The organism is Vibrio sp. 10N.222.54.A3 (assembly GCF_041474095.1).
Classification (GTDB): Bacteria; Pseudomonadota; Gammaproteobacteria; order Enterobacterales; family Vibrionaceae; genus Vibrio; species Vibrio crassostreae_C.
The window spans coordinates 1-19,000 of sequence record NZ_JBFRTN010000072.1 but is presented as its reverse complement, the minus strand read 5'-3'; the positions used below and the strand labels follow the sequence as shown (position 1 = coordinate 19,000).

Genomic DNA, 19,000 nt, shown 5'->3' with positions numbered 1-19,000 from the left:
TATAATATTTAACAATTCCATTGACTCTAATACGCAATCAGATTAACAATATAAGTAGCAAGAAAGAAATAGGTTCACCTGAACCAACACCTTGATTTACTTATTATAAGCAGTGTCGTAACCCAATAAGTGATCGTTTTACTGGTAAGTTCAGATAACAATAATAGCTAATCCAAGGATAAGATTATGAAAAGACTGTCAAAAATCATGTGTGCTGTTGTTGCCGCTTCAGGCCTAGCAGCAGCGCCTTCTATTGCTGCAACCACTTATGTAGGTGCAAAAGTGGGTATGGGCTGGCTAGACAGCGCATGTGTAGCCGGTGCTAAATGTGATGATGATGCAATTGGTGCAGGCATCTACTCTGGTTACAATTTTAATGACAAATTTGGTATTGAGCTAAGCTCAGACTTCCTTGGCGACTACAAGACAAGCTTTTCAAAAAACGGTACAACAGCTGCGTTCAGCGACCCACTAATCGCAATCTCGCTAACTCCAATGTACCGTCTAGCAGTACAACAAGAGTTTGATGTATTCTTCAAAGCGGGCCCGGCATACATTTCACACGGTGGCGAAGATGACGTTGTTCTTTCTGCTGGCATCGGTCTAGAGAAGCAGCTTTCTTCTGATTGGGCATTGCGTGTTGAATACCAATATTTTGATGACTTCGACGACAACTACGTTCAAGACCTGAACTCGAACCTACTATCAGTTGGTGTTAGCTACAACTTCGGTACTGGCAACACAACAGCATCAGCGGCGGTTGCAACAGCTTCTGCAGTAGCAGTGACTCAAGCGCCATCTGAGCCAATCACAGAGCCTGCAGTTGTTGTTGAAGAGAAAACGACTGTCGTTGTAACTAAAGCGCAAACAGAGAGCTACTCTCAAGAAATGTTCGCGACTAACAGTACTGAACTGTCTGCAGATGGCAAAATTGCATTAATGCCATTAGTTGAAGTACTTAAAGCTCACCCTCAATCAACAGTTGATGTTGTTGGTCACACAGACTCAACAGGCGCAGCTGAATACAACATGATGATCTCTAAGAAGCGTGCAGCAGCTGTAGCGGCATACATCGAAGAGCAAGGCATTGAAGCAGACCGAATTACAGCGTCAGGTGAAGGCGAAGAGAATCCAATCGCATCAAACGATACAGCAGAAGGCCGTGCTCAAAACCGTCGTGTTGACGCAACGATCCCTGGTTTCGAATACCAAGAAGAAGTACAAGTTGAAGAAGTTATCGTAGAAACTGCTGAATAACAGCACTCTACCTTAGCCGAAATAATAAGGGCGGAGCACTCAAAGTGCTCCGCCCTTTTCTGTATCTGTCTTTACTAATAAGCCGTAAGCCGAAAAGTACCGGCCCCAAGCTAGGCTGTACAAACCGAAAACTAAACGATTTCCCAGCTGTGAGTCATTTCTACGCCAGCACCTAACATTAGACATACTGAACAGTATTTTTCTAACGAATCAGCACATACTTTAGCCACTAACTCAGGATCTAGGTTGTCACCAGACACTTCAAAGTGAATGTTAATCACAGTAAAGATTTTTGGTGCTGTTTCACGACGTGTCGTTTCAAGTTTTGCATTACAGCCTGTGATGTTCTGGCCTGCAGATTTCAAACCATCGACGACATCAACAGAGCTACAACCACCAGCGGCCATAAGGACCATTTCCATTGGGCTTGGCGCGGTTGCACCACCACTGCCATCCATTACTACAGAGTGGCCAGATTGAGATTGACCTAGGAATTTAAAGCCTTCGACCCATTTAACTTCTGCTTGCATGTTGTTCCTTAGATGTACGATAACCGCCATCGCTGTCTATTATTGGATATCAATACTGACACCCTACTACTGGCGGCATTTATGAGCAAGATTTTCTCGGCGACATATTTTTTTGTGAATGATGCAATTTTTTCCATCTAAAACCTGTCTCTATTCGTACATTCAAAATCGAATGAGAAGAACGTCAAGATGAGGTATCTATGAATAAATTATCTAAAATATTGGTATCACTCGTGGTTGCGCTACCACTGATTTCGCTGTTTGTAAGCCAGACTGGCACTGCCAATACAATGGATAAAACGGCTAATTCAGGTAAAAGTGAAATCGCGACACTGGCTGGTGGCTGTTTTTGGTGTACGGAGTCCGATCTAGAGAAGCTAAAAGGTGTAACCGACGTTATCTCTGGATACTCTGGTGGTGAACTGGAAAACCCAACCTACAAACAGGTCTCTTCGGGTAAGTCAGGTCACATCGAAGTGATCAACGTGACTTACAACCCTGATGTTGTTAGCTATGAACAGGTTCTTGACCAATTCTTCAGACACATCGATCCAACCGATGACAAAGGCTCTTTTGTAGACCGAGGCCGTCATTATCGACCAGCTATTTTCTATCATAACCAAGCACAAAAAGATGTTGCTCAGAACTTCATGATGGAAATCGACAAAGCTAATATCTTTGGTGAACCACTAAAAACAGAACTGATTGAATTTGAAAAATTCTGGCCAGCGGAAGACTATCACCAAGACTATTACAAGAAGAGTAAAGTTCGTTATAACTACTACCGCTATGCTTCTGGCCGCGATCAGTACCTAGATAAAATCTTCGGTGATGATAGAAAGGACAACCCTAAAACACTACGTCAGATCATCGACAGTAAGAATGCGACAGCGAATGCTAAAACATACGTAAAACCGTCTGATGCAGAGATCAAAGCGAAGCTTACAGCACTTCAATACGATGTAACGCAAGAAGACGCTACTGAGCGCCCATTTGACAACAAATACTGGGATAACAAAGAGGAAGGTATTTATGTTGATATCGTTACCGGTGAGCCTTTGTTCTCATCAAAAGACAAATACAAATCAGGTACGGGTTGGCCGAGCTTCACCCAACCAATCAGCGAAGCTTATGTCGTTACAACTACTGACTACAAGCTGCTTTACCCAAGAACAGAGGTTCGAAGTAAGTTTGGTGATTCTCACTTGGGACATGTATTTAAAGATGGTCCAAAACCAACAGGCTTACGTTACTGCATGAACTCAGCCGCAATGCGCTTTATCCCAGCGGATAAATTAGCAGAAGAAGGCTATGAGGAATACGTTGAGATGTTTGAGGGCTAAGCATTCAGCATTTAACGAACAGCCTATAACAACAAAGCCAGCATATCGCTGGCTTTGTTTTTATTTACAGAGCTTTATTTATCAGCCCGTGAACCTAATTAACCAGTCAACACCGTGTCTTCTGGATATTTCAACAAGGAAGGTTCTGGGCGAGCTAGCATATAAGCCAAGGTCAAAGGACCGATACGTCCAATCACCATAACAACAATCATGATGTATTTACCTGGCTCAGTCAGGTTCGCGGTTAAGCCAGCGGTTAAGCCAACCGTTGCAAAGGCTGAAATCACCTCAAACATGACTCGATCAAACGCTGCCTTTTCAGTAAGCATTAACAAAAACATCGCGGTGGTTAATAACGCCCCACTTACCACAATAATGGCCAATGACTTTGTTACCGCTTGCCAAGTTACGGTTCGCTTAAACATCACTACATGTTTCTTCTGGCGTAAAAACGTCCACGTCGCAACAAACGCGACGGCAAAGGTCGAAACCTTAATACCACCACCCGTTGAGGTAGAACCGGCACCAATCAACATCAGTACAATCATTACCAGCAATGCCGGCTGAGTGTATTGAGACAAATCCACACTATTAAAGCCAGCAGTACGAGCACTTGCCGACTGGAAAAATGCGGCTAGCCACTGTCCTTGAGTCGATAGCCCTTCCATGGTTGCTGAGTTATTTCTTTCCAGCAGCCAGAACAATACCGTACCCACCAACAATAAAGTCGGGGTTGCGGTTAGCATAATCTTAGTGTGTAAATGAAGATGTCGAAAACCTTTACGCCAATTACTGGATAGGTCACCCACTACCGTGAAGCCTAAACCACCAAAAATGAACAAAGCCGCGAGCGTAAAAATCACTAATGGGTCATCAACAAAGCTCATCATACTGTCTGAAAACAGTGCAAAACCTGCGTTATTGAATGCAGATATCGCATGAAATAGTGCATAAAAACTGCCCGTTGACCATCCCATCTCAGGTACCCAGCGGAAGCAGAGCAATACAAAACCGATAAATTCAGCCACTAATGCAAAGATGATGATCTTCTTAACCAATTTACGAAGGTTAATCTTACGATCTTGGCCAAGCGCTTCTTTCGCGAGTGCTTGTTGTTTAAGGCTTAACCTAACACCGAACATGTAAAGCAGTACCGCAGATAGAGTCATCTGCCCTAACCCGCCGACTTGCATCAAGAACATCAGTAAGATTTTACCCGCCAAGGTGAAATGCTCACCGGTATCGACAACACCTAATCCTGTCACACTGATCGCCGAGGTTGCTGTAAACAGTGCATCCGTAAAACTTAGGCCTGTCACAGAGAATACAGGCATCGTCAACAATATTGCAGAGGGGATAAGTACGCCTAAGAAGCTCGTAAGGATAATCTTAGGTTCAGAGCCTTTACGTGGCTTTTTATCACTCTTAAGCGTGTAGAAAGTACCTTTTCGTTTTAACGAATTCATACTGTTACCTTATTGCCAATTACCAATTGCGTAGCTTTCTAGATAAGGTCTCTTTCGGCCCAGCGATGATCACCACATCCCCAATTTCTAAACTCACATCCAGTTCTGGAGCTTTAGTTAGGTTCGGTCCTCGCTTGAAGCCAAGTACTTCAACACCATTTTCTTTACACAGCTTAAGGTCGCCAAGTTTCTTACCCAACAAATTAGAACCAATAACAATCTCCGTCATCGCTAAACCGCTGCCAAGATCGATAAACTCAAGAACGCGTCTATCCAACATTTTACGCGCAACACGAATGCCCATATCTCGTTCAGGCATGATGATATGGTCAGCACCAATCTTAGAGAGAATCTTGCCGTGAAACTTATCGTTCGCCTTTACCCAAACAGCTTTTGCGCCTGACTCTTTTACCACCAGAGTAGTCAGAATACTGGAATTAACATCAGAGCCAATCGACACCATCACCATGTCGTAATCGTCGAGTCTTAACTCTTTAACTGTCTCCTCGCTTGTACAGTTCGCAACAATCGCTTGTGAAACAAAAGCCGCCGCTTCTTTCACTCGCTCTTCATCAATATCGACGGCCAGTACCTGTGCCCCTGAACTTTGTAGCTCTTTGCAAACAGACAGACCAAATCGCCCTAAACCGATAACTGCATATTGTTTGTCGCTCATTTGAAATCCTGTTTAGAAATTTTAATTACACGGGATAGCCAAACCTACATTAGTTTCTATCTCAAAAAAAGTTAGTTCTGCAAGAATAAGGTTATACTATTGTCATAATCGCTTGATTTATAAAGGTAGAGAACAACTCGAGTTTCTGCTAATTTCCAATTCATAATTTCTGCGGCAGCACACACAATGAATGAATTCATAACCCAAGTACAAACCTACATCAACCAGAGCCATAGTGATTGGGCAAACAGCGTCCTATTCATCACTATTGCGAGTTTTCTCGCTTGGGTAGCTTGGCGAATTATCCATAATCGCTTAGAAATTCTGGTTCAGAAAACCCCATTCCACTGGGACGATCTACTGCTAGAAGCACTAAAAACCCCTGTCAGCACATTACTTTGGTGTTGGCCTGCTACAGTCTCTATCGGGCTAATACTTCAAGACCAGTTTGGCAATGAAATCAATTGGTTAAAAACGCTTAAACACATATTGATTATCTGTACATTCGTTTGGTTTACCTTACGAATGATCACTAACACTGAAGCCTATGTCTTAGAGCAAAAAACCAGAGACGAAACCACTGTACAAGCAATAGCGAAAGTCGCTCGCTTGTTCTTTATGGTGATGGGCGGCCTAACCATTATGCAGGCATTTGGGCTCAGTCTTTCCGGCTTACTCACCTTTGGTGGTGTTGGTGGCTTGATCGTCGGTTTAGCGGCTAAGGACTTACTGTCGAATTTCTTCGGTGGCATGATGATTTACTTCGACCGCCCTTTTAAAGTCGGTGATTGGATACGTTCTCCCGATCGTCAAATCGAAGGCACTGTCGAACGCATTGGTTGGCGCATGACGATCATCCGCACTTTTGATAAGCGTCCTTTGTACGTGCCAAATTCGGTGTTCAGTAGTATTGTGGTAGAGAATCCATCGAGAATGTTGAATCGTAGAATCAATGAAACCTTTGGTCTTCGTTATCAAGATGCAGACAAATTGGCGCTCATTGTTGATGATGTAAGAACCATGCTCGAGACCCACCCAGATATTGATGCCAAACAGACGTTGATCGTTAACTTTGACAAATTTGGGCCATCAACGCTCAACTTCTTTATCTATACCTTCACAAAAACAGTCAACTGGATCAGGTACCACAAAGTGAAGCAAGACGTTCTGTTACAGGTTCTGGCGATTATTCATAAACACAATGCAGACATCGCGTTCCCAACACAGACACTCAAGATTGACCCTCAAGACTTTTCTAATGTTCAAGATCATAACAGCGTTCAAAGCCTAGGTGATAATCAGAATATTAGCGATCCCAAAGACATGTTGAACTCCCCTACGGAAGGTCATCGATAGTCATATCCTTCTTGGTTATCGATAAGTAATAAGCGTGAAGCGTGGTAATATGATGGCAGTATTCTAATGCACCTAATTACCACGCTATGATTTTACCTGTCATTCTAGCCGGCGGCTCCGGAAGTCGTCTCTGGCCACTGTCTCGCGAGCTTTACCCTAAGCAATTTCTCAATATTGCCGGCGACCAGTCAATGCTTCAGCACACACTTCAACGCCTGCAAGGCCTTGAAGAGCACTTGATGGATAGTAAATGCGATGCCCCATTCATTATCTGTAATGAAGAGCATCGCTTTATTACCGCTGAACAAGCTCGATCAGCTAACATTCAACATAGTGGTATTCTGCTAGAGCCAGTCGGTAGAAATACAGCCCCAGCCATTGCGCTTGCCGCCCTAAAGGCTTTAAGTAAACCACCGCTTAATGAACAAAGCGCATCCGACCCTATCTTGTTAGTGCTGGCTGCTGATCATCACATCGCGAAAACCTCTGAATTCCAACAAGCGATTAGTCGTGGTGTTGATTATGCAAAACAAGGCAAGCTGGTGACATTCGGTATAACACCTAGCTCCCCAGAGACTGGCTATGGCTATATCAAGCAGGGAGAGCCTCTTTCCTCCAGTGCTCAAACTGATACTAATGGAACAGAGCAGCCAATCAATCACGCCTTCGCCATAGAATGCTTTGTAGAAAAGCCAGACACAGCAACAGCAGAAGAGTACATCCGCTCAGGACAATACTTATGGAACAGTGGCATGTTCATGTTTAAGGCATCACGCTATGTTGAAGAACTCGCCGAACACCACCCTGAGATAGTAGCGGCTTGTAAACTCGCTCTTGCAACGCAAAATACCGACCTCGACTTTATCCGTATAGACGCTGAAGCATTCAAAAGCAGTCCAAGTGATTCAATCGATTACGCCGTGATGGAAAAGACCTCGCACGCCGCGGTGATCCCGATGGATGTCGGCTGGAACGATATTGGCTCATGGTCCGCGATCTGGGATGTAAGCGAAAAAGATCAGCACAATAACGTCATTGAAGGTGATGTGTTAACCGTCGACTCTCAACACAACTACATCCATGCTGAAAATAAGCTGGTTGCGACGGTAGGTGTCGACAACCTGATTATTGTCGAAACCAAAGACGCTATATTGGTTGCAAATAAAGACAAGGTTCAGGGTGTTAAATCGATTGTCAGTCAACTAAATCAAGCGGGTCGCACAGAACATGTGCATCATCGTGAGGTGTTTAGACCTTGGGGTAAATACGATGTTATCGACCTAGGCAAGCGCGACAAAGTTAAACGTATCACCGTTAAACCCGGTCACAAGTTGTCGTTACAAATGCACCACCATAGAGCGGAACATTGGGTAGTCGTGGCGGGTACTGCGAAAGTGACCAACAATGAGAAAACCTATCTGGTTGAAGAAGATCAATCCACTTACATCCCTTTAGGTCATATTCACAGCCTAGAGAACCCAGGGGATCTCCCACTCGAGATGATTGAAGTACAAACAGGCAGTCATTTAAGTGAAGGCGACATCATTCGATATCAAGACAGTTATAGGCGAGACGTGCGCAAGCAACAAGTCCACTCATCAAAGCACAACCAAACGAAATAAAGCAGCGACAAATCGATGAAACCAACATTAGACCTAAACTGCTTTAAGAACAACGATATCCGCGGCGTCATTGGTAAACAAATCAATGAGCCACTCGCCTACCTGCTCGGTAAGGCATTTGGCGAATACGTCCTATCCGCTAAGCCTGAAACCTCACTCGATGGTATGGCGCAGGTAGTGATTGGTCGTGATAACCGCAAAACCTCCCTGTCATTACAAGAAGCCATGACCAAAGGCTTAATCGAGTCAGGGATTACCGTCATTGATCTAGGTATGACTGGCACTGAAGAGGTCTACTTTGCGACTCGTTACCTAAAAGCGATTGGCGGAATACAAATCACAGCCAGCCACAACCCAATCAATTACAACGGCATGAAAATGGTCGGTGTAGACGCTAGCCCTATCAGTAAAAACAGTGGTTTAGATGAAATCAAACGACGCATTGAAGAACTTAATCAAGAGCTGAACTGCAATTTACCGTTCGTTCATGCACAACCAAGTAACTCTAGTAGATCGAACAGTATTCTTGCTCCGTACGTCGAGCACCTACTCTCGTACATAACCCCATCAAAGCTGTCACCGATGAAGATTGTGGTTAATGCTGGGAACGGTGTTGCAGGACATATCATTGATGCTTTAGATAATAAATTTAACGAACTCGGTGTCCCTATCACCTTCATCAAAGTTCATCATAACCCTGATGGAAACTTCCCAAATGGTATTCCAAACCCTTTGATTAGAGAGAACCAAGCAGCCACTCGAGATGCCGTTTTAGAGCATTCTGCTAACCTTGGAATTGCTTGGGATGGAGACTTCGACCGATGCTTTTTCTTTGATGAGCAAGGCGATTACATCGAGGGTTATTACATTGTAGGGTTGCTTGCTGAAGCATTCTTGGTCAAACAGCCTAACACGACTGTATTGCACGATATGCGCATGACCTGGAACACAATTGAAATCGCAAAAACGCATGGTGGAAAAGCGATTGGAATTAAAGCAGGACACGCACTGATCAAAGAGAAGATGCGTGAAACGAATGCCGTCTATGGGGGCGAAATGAGCGCACACCATTATTTTCGTGATTTTGGATATTGCGATTCAGGCATGATTCCTTGGCTATTGGTTATCGAGCTGATGTCGAAAACTCAACAATCTCTTCACCAATTAACGAGTACTAGTATAGATAGATTCCCCTCTTCCGGGGAGATCAATCGAAGAGTCTCAGACCCAGAGCAGGTCATGGCTTGCGTGTTATCGCACTACCAAAATAATGCCGTTGAGATCGATCACACAGACGGAATCAGCATGAATATGGGCTCATGGCGCTTCAACTTAAGAAAGTCCAATACCGAGCCATTAATACGCCTTAACGTTGAAACCAAACAAGATAAAGCTTTACTGTCACTTAAAGTCGACGAGTTACTGTCTTTTCTCATTTAAGAATACAGACACTTCCAGTTTTCAACTAAGATCCACAAAAAAGCCCTTATTAGCTGTTGCTAACTAAGGGCTTTGAATTTTCAGTAGCTTAATCGCTGACTGTAATTAGTCTATTTGTTACGACGAGCTTCAACAGCGTCTGCCAGCTGGCGAAGTACTGTTTCAGTGTCTTCCCAACCAATACACGCATCAGTAACAGATTGGCCGTACGTTGCAGCTTTGCCCTCAACCAGGTCTTGGCGACCTTCAACAAGATGAGATTCAATCATCACACCAAAGATAGCTTTGTCGCCACCAGAAATTTGTGCGCTTACGTCATCAGATACGTTCATTTGACGCTTAAACTGCTTAGAGCTGTTTGCGTGGCTGAAATCGATCATCACTTTTTGTGGAAGACCAGAAGCTGCTAGCTCTTCTTTAATCTTACCAACGTGTTCTGCGCTGTAATTTGGCTCTTTGCCACCACGTAGGATGATATGACAATCAGGGTTACCTGCTGTTTCAACGATAGCTGAGTGACCGTACTTAGTTACTGATAAGAAGTGGTGAGAAGCGCTAGCAGAGCGAATAGCATCTGTTGCAATCTTGATGTTGCCATCAGTACCATTCTTAAATCCAACTGGGCAAGATAGGCCAGAAGCCAGTTCGCGGTGAACTTGAGATTCTGTAGTACGTGCGCCGATTGCACCCCAGCTGATTAGGTCAGCAACGTATTGAGGCGTGATCATGTCTAGGAATTCGCTTGCCGTTGGCATGCCCATGTCAGTTAGGTCCAGCAGTAGCTTACGTCCTAGACGAAGGCCATCATTTAGCTTGAACGTATCGTTCATGTACGGGTCATTTATTAGACCTTTCCAACCAACAGTTGTACGTGGTTTTTCAAAGTAAACACGCATTACGATTTCAAGGTTATCACCAAGTTCGTCGCGCAACACTTTCAAACGTTTACCGTACTCAAGAGCAGCTTCTGTGTCATGAATAGAACATGGGCCGACAATAACAAGCAAGCGATCATCGCTCTCTTCTAAAATATTGTGGATCGCTTTGCGGCTTTCAAAGGTTGTAGAAGAAGCAACTTCTGTCGCTGGAAACTTTTCTAAAACAGCAACAGGGGGTAATAACTCTTTTACTTTGTTAATTCTTACATCATCAGTCTGGAACATTGCTTACTTCTTCCTTTTTTCTATCCTTGAGCTGAATGTACGTTGTCTCACGTCACTTTCTATCAGCACTAATCTTCTTGTTCCCTGTAACTTAACTAGTAAAAACTCTAGTTTCAATCACTAATTAAAAATAAACGCAATTTTTTTTGTGTTTTATATTTAAAACACCCTGTATACCATTATTTACACGCTATCGATTGCGTATTTTATAGCAAGGTAAGAAGAGCCATTCTTCAAGCTACATCATGCATGTAAAATTGTGTCGAACTCAAAAACAAAAAAGCTCACGTGATCAGCGTGAGCTTTTATTTAATTACATTCTTTTCAATGGCTTGACGACACTATCAAGCCCTTCAATTTTCAGAGCAAGGCACAGTTTCAATAAATCGCCGAGTTCACCAGACGGGAATCCCTTTTTATCAAAGCAATAAAAAACAAAATACTTGAGGGTTAAGTCCCAATTATCCAAAAATTCACCTCAGACAAATAACTATTTTATTTACCCTCAGGGCATAGAGACAGGTTTTTCACTAAACCTTCAGAATTATCCAACAGGCCATAACCAATCTTAAAACCAGTCTAAAAAACAGGCAGGCGTGACACAGCTCACACTGTCTTTCTTAAATTGAAATTTTTTTTGCCTAGCATGGGAAAAATAGCAATTCATCAGTTTGCTATAGAAAACACATCATTTAGAGCATGTTTTTAAAAATCCTGTGGCACGAAAAAACATTGCTTGGTTAGAATGAGGCTAAAACGGTATGTATAGAAGGTATGCAAAATAGCCCGCCATTTTACAGAGTTATTTTCTTAGTTTAGTTTTGATTTCAGTTAAAGCGACAACACAGATTGTCAATAAAATCAGGACTAACGGAGAAAAACATGTTCGACTTTTTCAAGCAATACTTCAAAAATGAAGGTACTATTCAGACCGCAAAAGTAGTTACAAATGTACCTACAAAAATCGAAACTAGCCCCCCTCAGCACTACGATGCCTCCTCTTTAAATGAAGAAGCAATAAAGATCTACCCTACTTTACGCCCCGAGGGTTTACACGGCTTGCTAGGAGAATTAAGCAATTCACTTTCTGAGGGTACTGAAGCCAGTAAGGAGCTTATTGGTGGTTACCTCCTGAGTGTGATATCAGTGTCTATCCCCCGTGACTACATATCAATGCCCTATGGTGCATTAACAACAGTACCTCGTGTCAGTGCACTATTCGTTTTACCAACAGGTAAGGGAAAAGGACTCGCTGAAAAACAAGCGAATGCGTTGTTAAAACGCGGTGCAGAACTACTAGCGGATAAAGGTAAAGAAAACTCTCCCTGTACAGGCTATGCTCGAACTCACTCTGGAGGGCTGTCTTCTGGAGAGGGGCTGATCTACTTTATCAGAGATGACTACACAGATAACAAAGGACAAGTTATTGAAGGGGTGAAAGATAAACGAACTCTAGTTAATGAATCCGAGTTTGGAAACTTACTCGTCAAGGCAAGCGCTAAGAACAGCATTTTAAGTGGAATCATCAGAAAGTTATTTGATGGCGATGAACTAGAGCCACTGATAAAGCATGATAAGACTGGATGCAAGGAGCCTCACGTTGCCATAGTAGGGCATATTACGGCTAAAGAACTCCTCGACAAACTAGACGACATTGCAATTGCTAATGGGTTCGCAAATCGAATTCCTATTTTCTGCGGTTCCCAGCAAGTCTATCAACCAATCCCGAAAACAATCGATTCGTCGTTGCTAGATGAACTAGCAACTAAGTTGAACAACAAACTGGCTTGGGCTCAGTCTCAAAAGCGAACCATTGCTATGAGTAACTGCTATGCCGAGCTGTGGTGTAAAGAATATTCAAGACTAAGACAACTTGGAGCTGTTAACTCGATAGAGGAGGCTCTTATGGCGCGAGCAGCACATTACGCAAGTATGTATGCGATGTTGTTTGCTGTTTTAGACGAATCTGAAATAGTTACAGCCCACCATTTACGCTCTGCACTTGCATGGGTAGACTATTGGCATGAATCGGTTCGCTACGTATTCGACACAGAAGCAGCAATGACTCAAGCACAATTAGCCTCAGAGCGGGCTTATCAGGTCCTTGCAACTATTCAGAAATTAGTTGATGAAAACAATGGGGAAGCGATTACACGAACTCCTCTTCAAGAGGCTCTTGGCAAAAAATTTAAGTCTAAACTCGTCACAGAAGCACTGAGTTTTTTGCAGGAGCTTCCAAGGGCACCTATCAAGGTCACTAAAAAGAAACATAACAAGCAAGTTATTGAACTGACCCGAAACTGAAATTAGCCTACATAACTACCTAAACTACCTAAACTACCTAAACAGTACGAATTAAGTAGTTTGGGTAGTTTGGCCTCAATTAGAGACAAATGAATGAACATTAAGGTTATAACAGGGAACGACCCAGAATTCTTGCAACGCGCCAATGATATTATCAACATTTACAATGAGACCTGTCCATCATGCCACCAAGAGAGCTTAAACCTTTCGAGGTTAGATGCACTTAAGCTTATATACGTTGACGGAGTTGCAGGCGGAGTGATTACTGATGAGTGGTGCAACTCGAATGGAGAATTTATGTTCCATTCAATCATGTTTGCTGCTTTTCCTAAAGAAAGTCGAAATCAAGGATACTTAAAAGCATGTCTCACACATTGCGGCTTTCCAGTAGAAACCGTTCAAATTAATGATTATGACCCAGTAGATATTTGGAAGAAGTTAGGTTTTAACTTAGCTGGTACCATGGGTATGACAATTATGTTGCGCTCTCGCGATTTTGAAGGTGTTAAGTGGGGTCTTTGTTACATGTAGAAGCTAAATCTATTTGCAAGAGGCAAGTAGTGAAGCCTTAATTAACCATAGAATAGACTTCGCTTTATGTGTATTTCTATCTCAAGAGCTTTGGGGGCTTGTGAGTTGGATTAAGCTCACAAAATCTCTCAGATTTGTACTCTAGATATGACAGTTCAACCTAAATTTAACCTGTCCAAACTCTTCTTACAGGAGCGATGTAATACACCCTTGCCCCAAAATAATTCAGAGTAAATACTCATACATTACCTGTTAATCTGCGTTTGCCATACGAAAAGTTATCCCTGCAAGCGTAGCGAGAAATTACACTCCATTTAGCAACCTAGTCATCCCTTCGATCACTAGTCTATTGATTACCAATTAAAGTTCTGGACTGCTCGTTCGGCTGTTGCGTAACCCAAATCTATAAGCGGGACTCTTTAAATCTCTGAACGTTTCTTCGAGATTTATACAGTGGAATCTGGCATTTTATAGGGTTACTCTTGGCCAGTCTTTTATAGACTAGTGTCTTCGCTCGACCTAAAGCAAACTCATGCAACTGACAGACCGATTGCCAGTTCTCAGCGCAGAGATCGACAAATTGTACTTTCCCTCTTACTCGACTTAACCAGTACCAATCGTACTGTTCACCAAATTCATACCAAGGCATTAGCTTTCACTGACACATGGTTTAAGCCGAAAATGTTTACTTGGCATTCGTTTGCCGCAATTAATTATTGTCTACTAAGCTAGCCAAGTTTATAGTTATGCTACTAATTGAAGTAATCTGATAGATTCGCTTTACAATATAACAGAAAAGGCAGTGCGACGATAATAATGGAAGTATCATCAGTTAATATTTCAAGCTTTGAAAAAATAGATAAATTCTCCGCTTATGTGGTTCTAACCTCACTAGCTATCTATTTTACACAGCACCTATACCCGCAATATGCACCTAGCTACATCGATTTATTTTTATTTTTGTATTTTTCTATGGAGTTTATTTACAAGGTTCACTTGTTATCATGGAAAAAATACATCAGCAATGACTCTCACAAATTTGATTTTATACTACTGATTGTTAGCGCCTCGCTAATACCATTTTCTGATTTAGACAGCGTAATATACCTTAGGGTATTCAGACTAATTTCAATCGTTAGAATATTCAGAATAATACCGAATGGCTCTCAAGTTATTCAAGGTCTCACTAGAGCAATAAGAAGCTCCAAGGCTATATTGATCTTATTGTTCACTCTACTTTCATTTTTCTCTTTGATTGGTTTTAGCCTCTTTTCCAATACTGTACCCGAATATTTTGGCACACCATTAACTTCACTAAATACCGTGTTTGAAATATTTACTGTAGAAAACTGGGGAGAACTACCGAACTCAATAGACAAAGAAGCACAACCATATCTACATGCGGCACTAAATTCATTTACCATTATTGTGTTAGTTATTGGTGGGTTTATTGCAGTCTCTCTTGCTAACGCAGTGTTTGTTGACGAGTTAGTCAGTGACAATAATGAAGAATTAAAAGAAGAAATTATGAAACTAAAATATCAAAATGAAGATCTAAAAAAAATCATGACCGATATACAAAAAGAAATAAAAAGCAAATAATACACACTCATCCATAACCCACAACATGGTGGGTTATGAATAATAAAATCGATTAAACTAAAAGGTATTCATCCATTTTTCCGGCTATTTCCTCTGAGCGTTCTAAGCTCTCAGAGATGCCATCATCTAAATGTTTGATTATATAATTATGCTGCTCAATTTCTATAACTCGCAATAAGTCCAATCTGTCAATAATGTAAGCAGACATAGCCATAGCTATACCTGTAATAGAGCCAACAGTGATCATTGTAACGGTAGTTGCAATAGGGGCTAGAAGAGGAATAGTTGAAACTATATTATCGACAGCTTCTTCCAATAAAACACCTCCCGCAACAATAACACCAGACATGATAAGCTTGCTCGCTTCATGTGATGCTTCTCTAAAAGAAGTTCCTTCAGGTCTAACTAGAACTGTTTTAGCCGCCTTAAAGAGAGAGAATACCCCTTCCCTAATCAGCCGAATCATTCTAGTGCAAGTAGTAACAAGTCTATTGATCATAACAGTAATAAAATTAGATATAAATCCAGACAGTCCACCAGAAACGAATCCATCCAGTGCATCTTTCCATTTATCGGCTACCTTGCTTCCAATTCTTTTTAGCCTCATTTTTATATCTTGTATCCAAGAATCAAGTTCTCTTCCATTATTGAATACATCTTTGATTTCTTCCATGGCTTGGGTAAGAAGTTCAACTAGAAGTATGCCAAATCCCTGCTGTGCACCCATTTTAGCCCCCTCGCTCACCCCTGTCTTAGCGGTATTCTTAGCAAAATACCCGACTTGTTGAGTTGTCGTAGGCTTATGCTCTTCCGCTGTTTGATGCCCTCGCTCATATGCTTCTTTTAATTTCTCACTATCAACATTAAAAGCTGTTTCGTTTGTTTCTTCCCGACCGGATTGCTTCCAGTCTTTCCACTCCATCTTGTCATGATCTTTAAGCGACTGATTTATGTTCCTTTGTGTTGACGCTAAATTTCTTTCATCTGTACCAAAGTCAGCCTTAGCTTCACTCGACAGCATAAAGCCACCACCCTTGTGAAACTCACTATTGGAAACGATATGATCAGGACTAGTCTGCTCTGCTCTTACTTTTTCACCAGTATATGCATCTGTAATATTCCCACTGCCATCCATTTGGCGCTTGGTAAACTGGGAACCTACAGATTGCTTTCCACCTCTTTCGAAGCTTTCACCTTGACTATTTTTTGCCACGGTATAATCACTTCTGTTGTACTCATCACTTTCTTTGGTATAAATACCTTGCTGAGCATTATGGACTGTTGTGACATTCCCACCAACTTTGTCATACGCAGTCACAACTTTCCCCAATCCAAAAGGGACGGCAATAGATTGAGTGATATCATTTTTTACCGTAGATAGAAGAGTTTCCAATCTATCTGAATTGAACTGATTTTTCAGATCGACTAGTAGTTGTTTTGCTTCTTCTTCATCTAAATCAATTGAGTAGATTAGATCGCTTGAATAGTCCAGCGAACTTAGCCTTAACTCATCTACTTCTGAGTTAAGCATACTTTCAACAAGCTTAGGTTCCGAAGCCTCTCTGAGAGTTGTCTTATCTAATTTTGCTCTATTTTTTTGTAACTTTCGAAACTCATCTAATCTACTCATAACTTCTCCTAAGCTGCTTTCGCTACATTCCAAGCATCTAAAAATGCTTTTTCGTTTTTATGCTCCACACCGTCAGCAATCATCACGACTTCAATAATCTCATTAAAGACAGATGCTTCCACACCCGACTTATTTGCTAGCTCAAAAGCTTCAGCTGGAGTAGGTGGGTTACTATAAATATCTTCGATCTTAGCTTGTATATCTTTAGGGAGCTCCATACCTGATACTCCTTTAATAAACAGCTCAATTTGTGCTCGTTCTGAATCATCGATCTCACCATCACAGTTCGCACAAGCCATTGCAACGGACTCCATCGCAATTAACGCATTAAAATAACTAGTATTTCCCTCTAATTTATCGAATGCTTTCGTCAGTTTCTCTTCCAAATCTCTAGTACGCTGTTCATACTTAGCTTTAGCAGATTGCTCCCCGCGGCGCTCACCCCTTTCTTCAGCTTCTGACTCAGAATCATCGTAGTATTCGGCCACACCACCAGCTGTAGCTCCAACACCAGCTGCTACCGCAGCTCCCACAGCTGTTACTGCTCCAATTGGGCCTGCAACAGGCAAAGCTACCACTGCAGCTACACCTGCACACGCGCCACCTAAAATCTTCCAAAAGCTCATGTTAATTTACCTCTTATGTATCAATAATTTAAAGCAAAGAAATGCCACAAGTGGCGTATGATAATATAAGCTTATGTTGCAAAATGTTACTATCATCAAGTATTTACATTTCTTTGTGTTTTTAGGGTCAATCATCACTATAAATAGTGTTTCGACACCATTTTCTAGCTGCGTGCCATTTTTCACAATTCCCAATGCCATTCAACGTTGGCTATTTTTTATAAATATATACATATAAAAAATAATGTATATTCTGTATACATCAACATGTAGCATAATCAGGCATTAAGTAATGGAAAATGAGTTAAGCTGGGATACACGACTACGGTTCAAACTGATTGAAGTCGTTGCATTATGGGAGGGAAGACTAACAACAAATCACCTATGTAATTCTTTCAAGATCAAAAGACAACAAGCTTCAAGGGACATAAATCATTATCAATCCCTCTTCGAAGTGCCTCCTTTAATTCATGACAGAAGCATAAAAGGCTATCGGCCAACAGCTGCATTCAAACCCACTTACACCAAAGGAACTCCCGACGAGTATCTATCTCTGCTCCATCGATATGATAATAATCTTGATGGGTTGAATATAAAGTCTCTCGGGAACGCGGAATCTATTGTTGTATCTGTTCCTGAAAGAAAAATAGACCCCATTATAATCCAACGACTTCTTCAAGCAGCTCGAGAGCAGCGACGCGTTGATGTCGATTACGTTTCTCTATCTCAGCCAACAATAAGAGGGAGAAATATAGTTCCACATACTATTGTTTTTGATGGGTTTCGATGGCATGTCCGAGCCTACTGCGAGGAAAGAAAGGCATTCAGAGATTTTGTCCTAAGCCGCTTCCGTAATGAACCTGAACTTATTGATAAATCTGATATATCTAAGCATTTGGATCATGATTGGATGAATGAAATAACTTTTGAAGTCATAGCTAATCCATACTTAAGCTCAGAACAGCAGCAAATCATTCAAGATGACTACGGCATGCATAACAGTCCATTCATAGTGACTTGTCGTAAAGCGCTCGCTAAGTACTTTGTGAAGAGGTTAGATATTTGCTTAGATAACCGTAAATTACAAAAGTCACCTAAACGTTACCAACTTACAGTGACGGATCCCAAAAGCCTTCGGGTTCTAATGATCACATAGGTTGATGAGGTATATAAAATTCTCGCAAATTAAGAAATAAAGCTGGAAATCTAGTTCTCTGATCTCCAGTCTTTTCCCAAGAACTCATTTGGTCTCCATAATTATAGTGATTTAGTTATGAATACACAGACTTATCCTACAGATCTGCTCCAGCAGTATCGGACACCGAGTTAAGTGAGTAAAATCACTAATGAGATATGCACCATCAATACTGGACACCAATTTAAGCGACTTTCCATACTTGTATTTATTCATAATTTGCTAAATTAGCAAGCGTTGTAACTCAGAAATGTCCGTG

Annotated in this window: 16 protein-coding genes and 1 pseudogene; 9 read left to right on the top strand and 8 right to left on the bottom strand. The window is 41.7% G+C overall.

The genetic code is table 11. The annotated features are described in order from the left end of the window. Positions 1-186 precede the first annotated feature (186 nt). A complete protein-coding gene (locus AB4507_RS15710) occupies positions 187-1,257 on the top strand; it encodes an OmpA family protein (RefSeq protein ID WP_372182940.1) in 1,071 nt (356 codons plus the stop codon). A 131-nt stretch (positions 1,258-1,388) separates the two neighbouring features. Here the strand turns inward: AB4507_RS15710 and AB4507_RS15705 are convergent, their stop codons facing one another. Beyond that, positions 1,389-1,787, bottom strand: coding sequence for an OsmC family protein (locus AB4507_RS15705; RefSeq protein WP_017068628.1), 399 nt, complete (start codon positions 1,785-1,787; stop codon positions 1,389-1,391). Between the two features lie 200 nt (positions 1,788-1,987). On the opposite strand from AB4507_RS15705, the gene msrB reads away from it, so the two are divergent. Next, positions 1,988-3,130 carry a peptide-methionine (R)-S-oxide reductase MsrB gene (msrB, locus tag AB4507_RS15700; RefSeq protein ID WP_017068629.1) on the top strand — a complete coding sequence of 381 codons (1,143 nt, stop codon included), beginning with the start codon at positions 1,988-1,990 and terminating at the stop codon, positions 3,128-3,130. 98 nt (positions 3,131-3,228) lie between these two features. Here msrB and AB4507_RS15695 read toward each other — a convergent pair whose 3' ends face one another. Continuing rightward, the gene (locus tag AB4507_RS15695) at positions 3,229-4,596 is read right to left on the bottom strand and encodes a TrkH family potassium uptake protein (protein WP_017061741.1); all 1,368 of its coding nucleotides are present in this window, start codon (positions 4,594-4,596) and stop codon (positions 3,229-3,231) included. A gap of 19 nt (positions 4,597-4,615) precedes the next feature. Continuing rightward, positions 4,616-5,272, bottom strand: a complete 657-nt coding sequence (locus AB4507_RS15690) for a TrkA family potassium uptake protein (protein WP_017065605.1) — start codon at positions 5,270-5,272, stop codon at positions 4,616-4,618. 186 nt (positions 5,273-5,458) lie between these two features. Between AB4507_RS15690 and AB4507_RS15685 the strand changes: the two genes are divergently transcribed. The 3 genes from AB4507_RS15685 (at position 5,459) to AB4507_RS15675 (ending at position 9,690) form a co-directional block, all read left to right on the top strand. Continuing rightward, entirely contained in the window at positions 5,459-6,628 is a 1,170-nt protein-coding gene (locus tag AB4507_RS15685) for a mechanosensitive ion channel family protein (protein ID WP_017061743.1), read from the top strand. An 86-nt stretch (positions 6,629-6,714) separates the two neighbouring features. Further along, positions 6,715-8,250: a mannose-1-phosphate guanylyltransferase/mannose-6-phosphate isomerase gene (locus AB4507_RS15680; RefSeq protein ID WP_372182939.1), complete on the top strand. Its 1,536-nt coding sequence runs from the start codon at positions 6,715-6,717 to the stop codon at positions 8,248-8,250. Positions 8,251-8,265: 15 nt separating this feature from the next. After that, positions 8,266-9,690 (top strand): phosphomannomutase CpsG, encoded by a 1,425-nt coding sequence (locus AB4507_RS15675; protein ID WP_372182938.1) that lies wholly within the window; start codon positions 8,266-8,268, stop codon positions 9,688-9,690. Positions 9,691-9,800: 110 nt separating this feature from the next. On the opposite strand, the gene aroG is transcribed toward AB4507_RS15675, so the two are convergent. Both aroG and AB4507_RS15665 read right to left on the bottom strand, forming a co-directional pair. After that, positions 9,801-10,853, bottom strand: a complete 1,053-nt coding sequence (aroG, locus tag AB4507_RS15670) for a 3-deoxy-7-phosphoheptulonate synthase AroG (RefSeq protein ID WP_017061746.1) — start codon at positions 10,851-10,853, stop codon at positions 9,801-9,803. Between the two features lie 313 nt (positions 10,854-11,166). Then, on the bottom strand, positions 11,167-11,322 hold the full coding sequence (locus AB4507_RS15665; protein WP_372182937.1) for a putative quorum-sensing-regulated virulence factor: 156 nt from the start codon (positions 11,320-11,322) through the stop codon (positions 11,167-11,169). 413 nt (positions 11,323-11,735) lie between these two features. Between AB4507_RS15665 and AB4507_RS15660 the strand changes: the two genes are divergently transcribed. Together AB4507_RS15660 and AB4507_RS15655 are read left to right on the top strand one after the other, a co-directional pair. Continuing rightward, entirely contained in the window at positions 11,736-13,157 is a 1,422-nt protein-coding gene (locus tag AB4507_RS15660) for a DUF3987 domain-containing protein (RefSeq protein WP_372182936.1), read from the top strand. Positions 13,158-13,250: 93 nt separating this feature from the next. Then, positions 13,251-13,688: a hypothetical protein gene (locus tag AB4507_RS15655; RefSeq protein WP_372182935.1), complete on the top strand. Its 438-nt coding sequence runs from the start codon at positions 13,251-13,253 to the stop codon at positions 13,686-13,688. A gap of 366 nt (positions 13,689-14,054) precedes the next feature. Here the strand turns inward: AB4507_RS15655 and AB4507_RS15650 are convergent. Next, positions 14,055-14,337: pseudogene (locus tag AB4507_RS15650) on the bottom strand (hypothetical protein); the annotation flags it as partial. Between the two features lie 167 nt (positions 14,338-14,504). On the opposite strand from AB4507_RS15650, the gene AB4507_RS15645 reads away from it, so the two are divergent. Continuing rightward, entirely contained in the window at positions 14,505-15,290 is a 786-nt protein-coding gene (locus AB4507_RS15645) for an ion transporter (RefSeq protein ID WP_171756541.1), read from the top strand. 52 nt (positions 15,291-15,342) lie between these two features. Here the strand turns inward: AB4507_RS15645 and AB4507_RS15640 are convergent, their stop codons facing one another. Continuing rightward, the gene (locus AB4507_RS15640; RefSeq protein WP_372182934.1) at positions 15,343-16,920 is read right to left on the bottom strand and encodes a hypothetical protein; all 1,578 of its coding nucleotides are present in this window, start codon (positions 16,918-16,920) and stop codon (positions 15,343-15,345) included. Positions 16,921-16,928: 8 nt separating this feature from the next. After that, complete coding sequence (locus AB4507_RS15635; protein WP_171756543.1) at positions 16,929-17,546, bottom strand: DUF533 domain-containing protein; 618 nt, start codon at positions 17,544-17,546, stop codon at positions 16,929-16,931. A 292-nt stretch (positions 17,547-17,838) separates the two neighbouring features. Between AB4507_RS15635 and AB4507_RS15630 the strand changes: the two genes are divergently transcribed. Beyond that, positions 17,839-18,702, top strand: a complete 864-nt coding sequence (locus AB4507_RS15630; protein WP_372182933.1) for a helix-turn-helix transcriptional regulator — start codon at positions 17,839-17,841, stop codon at positions 18,700-18,702. The last annotated feature ends 298 nt before the right edge of the window (positions 18,703-19,000 follow it).

Bases quoted from the DNA above. Each gene is read 5' to 3' on its own strand.
- AB4507_RS15710 (WP_372182940.1), top strand. From the start codon at position 187: ATGAAAAGACTGTCAAAAATCATGTGTGCTGTTGTTGCCGCTTCAGGC.
- AB4507_RS15675 (WP_372182938.1), top strand. From the start codon at position 8,266: ATGAAACCAACATTAGACCTAAACTGCTTTAAGAACAACGATATCCGC.
- AB4507_RS15645 (WP_171756541.1), top strand. From the start codon at position 14,505: ATGGAAGTATCATCAGTTAATATTTCAAGCTTTGAAAAAATAGATAAA.
- AB4507_RS15685 (WP_017061743.1), top strand. From the start codon at position 5,459: ATGAATGAATTCATAACCCAAGTACAAACCTACATCAACCAGAGCCAT.
- AB4507_RS15630 (WP_372182933.1), top strand. From the start codon at position 17,839: ATGGAAAATGAGTTAAGCTGGGATACACGACTACGGTTCAAACTGATT.
- aroG (WP_017061746.1), bottom strand. From the start codon at position 10,853: ATGTTCCAGACTGATGATGTAAGAATTAACAAAGTAAAAGAGTTATTA.
- AB4507_RS15655 (WP_372182935.1), top strand. From the start codon at position 13,251: ATGAACATTAAGGTTATAACAGGGAACGACCCAGAATTCTTGCAACGC.
- AB4507_RS15680 (WP_372182939.1), top strand. From the start codon at position 6,715: ATGATTTTACCTGTCATTCTAGCCGGCGGCTCCGGAAGTCGTCTCTGG.
- AB4507_RS15635 (WP_171756543.1), bottom strand. From the start codon at position 17,546: ATGAGCTTTTGGAAGATTTTAGGTGGCGCGTGTGCAGGTGTAGCTGCA.
- AB4507_RS15705 (WP_017068628.1), bottom strand. From the start codon at position 1,787: ATGCAAGCAGAAGTTAAATGGGTCGAAGGCTTTAAATTCCTAGGTCAA.
- AB4507_RS15640 (WP_372182934.1), bottom strand. From the start codon at position 16,920: ATGAGTAGATTAGATGAGTTTCGAAAGTTACAAAAAAATAGAGCAAAA.
- AB4507_RS15695 (WP_017061741.1), bottom strand. From the start codon at position 4,596: ATGAATTCGTTAAAACGAAAAGGTACTTTCTACACGCTTAAGAGTGAT.
- AB4507_RS15660 (WP_372182936.1), top strand. From the start codon at position 11,736: ATGTTCGACTTTTTCAAGCAATACTTCAAAAATGAAGGTACTATTCAG.
- AB4507_RS15690 (WP_017065605.1), bottom strand. From the start codon at position 5,272: ATGAGCGACAAACAATATGCAGTTATCGGTTTAGGGCGATTTGGTCTG.
- msrB (WP_017068629.1), top strand. From the start codon at position 1,988: ATGAATAAATTATCTAAAATATTGGTATCACTCGTGGTTGCGCTACCA.